The organism is Cupriavidus sp. 05N40 (genome assembly GCF_056397305.1).
Window position 1 is genome coordinate 1 of sequence record NZ_JBFTND010000367.1, and the last position, 3791, is coordinate 3791.

General features: G+C 61.1%; 5 protein-coding genes. All 5 read right to left on the reverse strand.

The annotated features are described in order from the left end of the window. Nucleotides 1–621: Rieske 2Fe-2S domain-containing protein (locus AC1DO7_RS40140; RefSeq protein WP_477117484.1), on the reverse strand; the 621-nt coding region annotated here is incomplete at its 3' end. A gap of 12 nt (nucleotides 622–633) precedes the next feature. Then, the gene (locus AC1DO7_RS40145; RefSeq protein WP_441620845.1) at nucleotides 634–1593 is read right to left on the reverse strand and encodes a PDR/VanB family oxidoreductase; all 960 of its coding nucleotides are present in this window, start codon (nucleotides 1591–1593) and stop codon (nucleotides 634–636) included. Between the two features lie 22 nt (nucleotides 1594–1615). Beyond that, a complete protein-coding gene (locus AC1DO7_RS40150; protein ID WP_441620847.1) occupies nucleotides 1616–2434 on the reverse strand; it encodes an ABC transporter permease in 819 nt (272 codons plus the stop codon). After that, nucleotides 2421–3245 carry an ABC transporter ATP-binding protein gene (locus AC1DO7_RS40155; RefSeq protein ID WP_441620849.1) on the reverse strand — a complete coding sequence of 275 codons (825 nt, stop codon included), beginning with the start codon at nucleotides 3243–3245 and terminating at the stop codon, nucleotides 2421–2423. The genes AC1DO7_RS40150 and AC1DO7_RS40155 overlap by 14 nt, the downstream gene beginning before the upstream one ends. Further along, a partial coding sequence (locus AC1DO7_RS40160) for an alpha/beta fold hydrolase (RefSeq protein WP_477117485.1) occupies nucleotides 3245–3791 on the reverse strand: 547 nt, incomplete at its 5' end. The genes AC1DO7_RS40160 and AC1DO7_RS40155, both read right to left, overlap by 1 nt.

The window sequence follows — 3791 nt, forward strand, 5'->3', positions numbered from 1 at the left end:
GCCGGACACGGAGACTTCGTAGGGAGGGATCACAACCTCGGGGCCGCCAAACGTCGAGGTGTGCACCCACGGCACATGACAAAGATCGCTGAAGTTCTCGATATGGCGGGCAGCGGACGTATCCCATACACTGGGCGGCACAATTGCCACCGTCCCGGAACCATTCTCCACCTGGGGCCACTCGGGAAGGTCCGCACGAGGCTCGTTGCTCAAGCACACCCAGACAAAGCCATAGCGCTCCTTGCAGAGATAGCTCTGGAGGCATAGCTTCTTCGGTATCGGCAAGTTCGGCGCCAGCGCGGGAATCCGCACGCATGTCCCGGCGGCGTCGTACTCAAATCCATGAAATCCGCACACCAGATTGCCATCCTTGACCGACCCGAGGCTCAGTTTTGCGCTCCGATGCGGGCATGAATCCCGCGCGGCCTTGACGCCGTCGCATGATCGGTAGAGCACCACCGGGATGTCGAGCAGTTCCACCCCAACCGGGCCGTCGGAAACTTCCGTTGACAGGGCCACCGGATGCCAGAATGACGCAAGGATCGCCCAGTCCGACTCCGTGAAGCCGCTATCGGCCGGTCGCGGGCTGTTGGGTGTTGTGTTCTTGATGGGGAGGAACATTCTTTCTTCTCCTTAGAGGTCGATTGTCAGAGTGGAATCCGGTTTTCCGCGGGATACGCACACCAGCATGCAATCACCGCGCGCCCGCTCGCCTGGCGACAAGTAGTGGTCTCGGTGATCGATGTCGCCACACAGCACTTTCGTCAGGCAAGTGCCACAAATGCCCTGCTCGCAGTTCAACTCCGGCTGAATGCCGTGTTGCTGAAGGACCTCCACGACACTGGTTCCCTCCGGCACCATCGCTTTGATGCCGGAGCGGACCAGGACGAGCTCGAAGGCGCCACCGCTTTGCGTGAGCGTCGGCGATGCCGCGAAGTATTCGGTGTGTAGGTGAATGTCCGCCCGCTCACGTACGGCGGCGGCCACAGCATCCATGAATCCTCCAGGGCCGCAAAGATAGACATGCGTTCCCGGCACAAGATCTGCCATGGCACGTCGCGCATCAAAGCGCTGGGCCACAGAGCCGTCGTCATGATGAAATACGACCATGGATGCGAATGGCGCCTCTTGCAGTTCGCGACGGAACGGCGTCCGCGCCACCGATCGTGTTGCGAAATGCAGGACGAAGGGGCGACCACTCGCATGCATCCGTTTAGCCATTGCCAGCAACGGCGTCACGCCGATGCCCCCACCGATCAGCACCGCCGGCGCAGAACCCGCGTCCAGGGCAAATGCGTTGCGTGGGCACCCAACCTTGACCTGCGTCCCGGTACGAACGATCTCATGCATGCGCCTTGAGCCGCCGCGCCCTCCCTGCTCGCGCAATACAGCTATCACATATCGGTCACGTTCCCGTTCATCGTTCAGAAGGGAGTACTGCCTGACCGGCCCCCCGGGAACGTGCACGTCGATATGCGCACCTGCCGTGAATGGCGGAAGCACACCGCCATCGGCCCGCACGAACTCAAACGAACGGATCCCATCCGCTTCGTCCGCCATCCGCTTGACTACGAGATCCATGACTTCGCCCATGTCACACCTTCCTTCTTCGCGCTCATTCACCGCCCGACTTGGGCAGGCTGCGCGGGTAACAGATCCGTTGCACCAGCGTCACCAGGTGGAACAGTCCCAGACTCATCAGTACCAGCACGCCTAGTGCTGAAAACGCTTGGGAAATCTTGAAATAGGAGGTCGCGAACCGAATGAAGTAACCCACCCCTTTTTCCGAAGCGACAAACTCAGCGATCACGGCGCCAATGACCGCAAGCGTGATGGCCACCCGGACGGCCGAGAAGACATGAGGCAAAGCGAACGGAAGCCGGATCTGCAGATACTCGTTGCGCAGCGAAGCCTTTAGAGCCCGGCTGAGCTCGATCAACTCGGGCGGCGTCTGTGCTAGTCCGGTGGCAATACCGACAACCAGTGGAAAGAACGTAATCAAGGCGGTGATCACAACCCTCGCCAGATCGGTGGCGCCGAGCGTGACAATGAGGATTGGGGCGACCGCGACAATGGGCGTGGACTGCACCACAATCAAGAGCGGATACACGCTAGTGCGAAACACCCGGAATCGATGAAGCGACGCAGCAAGCGGAAGGCTGACCGCAAAGGCCAGCAGAAACCCCAGCACGATCACGCGCAGGGTCGCCTGGATGTGGTCCCACCACTGCCAGGGGCCGACGGCAACACCAGCCCGGACAATGGCGCCAGGCGACGGCAGCAAATATTCAGGCAGCCCCAGCCAGCGACTGGCAGCCTCCCACACACAAAGTATGACCAAGAAGGTGATGAATGGCAGCGTCGCCCGCGGGGCCATCCACGGCGTCTTCTCTCGCGCCGACAGCGGGCGCTTACCGGCTTCAATTGTGTTCATGGCTGCTCAGGAGTTCTTCGCGAAGGTTGTCGGAGAGATCATGGAAGAGCGGCTCGCGCATTGTTGCCAGCGTGCGAGGACGGGAGAGTTCCACCGGCACAATCTCGCGGATACGGCCTGGCCTCGGCGCCAGCACAAGGATCCGGTCAGCCATCAGCACCGCCTCGGTAATGGAGTGCGTAATAAAGACCGCCGTGCTCTGCCGTGCGCTCCAGAGCCGCATCAACTCGAAGCTCAGTTCGTCCCGGGTGAGCGCGTCGAGCGCCGAGAATGGCTCGTCAAGCAGCAAGATCTCCGGATCCGCCAGGAGCGCACGCGCGATGCTCACGCGCTGCTGCATGCCGCCTGATAGCTCATCCGGGTACTTCTTCCGGAAGTCCTTCAGGCCAACCAGTTCGAGCAGCTCTTCGGCTCTGGCGATGTCGCCCGGCGTCAGGCGACGGCCCTGATGGGTTATCGGGAACGTGAGGTTTGACATCACGTTCATCCAGGGCAATAGCGTGGGCTTCTGGAATACAAAGCCGATGTCGTCACGCGGACCAGCGACCTCGTCGCCAAAGATATGAACGGAGCCGGTATCCGGCTTGATCAAGCCGGAGATGAGGCGCAGCAGCGTGGACTTTCCACAGCCGCTAGGGCCAACTACGACGACAAACTCGTTACGGCGAATGCTGAAGTTGATGTTCTTCAGCGCTTGTACGACCGTGCCGTCAGACGCCTTGAAACGATGYCCCACCTCACGGAAGTCGATCGCCACGCCGCGCGCCCCTGTTACCGTGCTGCTAATGGATTCCAGGTGTTTCTGGAGCATTACTCCACCTCCCTATGTAGAATCGAAGCACCGGCATCGGCGTTCGTCATTAGGAACGCGGACAATGCCGAGTCGAACTCCGCTGGCGCTTCAATATTGCAAAGGTGACCCGCCCCCTTGATGACAACCAGCCGGCTCCGTGGGATGCTGGCGGCAAGCAGGTGACTCTCCGCTTCCGGCAACACGCGATCCTCGTCGCCGACAATGACCAGCGTGGGAACCGTAATCCGCCCCAGTGCTTCGCGGAAATCAGTGGTGACGAGAGCTTGCAGCGCTTGCTTGTAAGAGTCCGGCCGCAGCGCTTCCAGGGAGCGGCGCAACCTGAGGCGGATCGCTTCGTCGGCGCGTCCTCCCGCCAGGATGTCAACGAGTCCCTTGGCAATCTCCGCGATCGAGACACCTTCTTCGAGTGGTCTGAGACGCTTCGCAAGGAATTCCTCCCTTGCCTCGGAGGTCAGCAGGTTCGCGCCCGCGCTCGTCGCCGCAAGTGTCAGCGTGGCCACCCGCTCCGGGTATCGCAGATAGAAATCCTGGGCAATGTAGCCG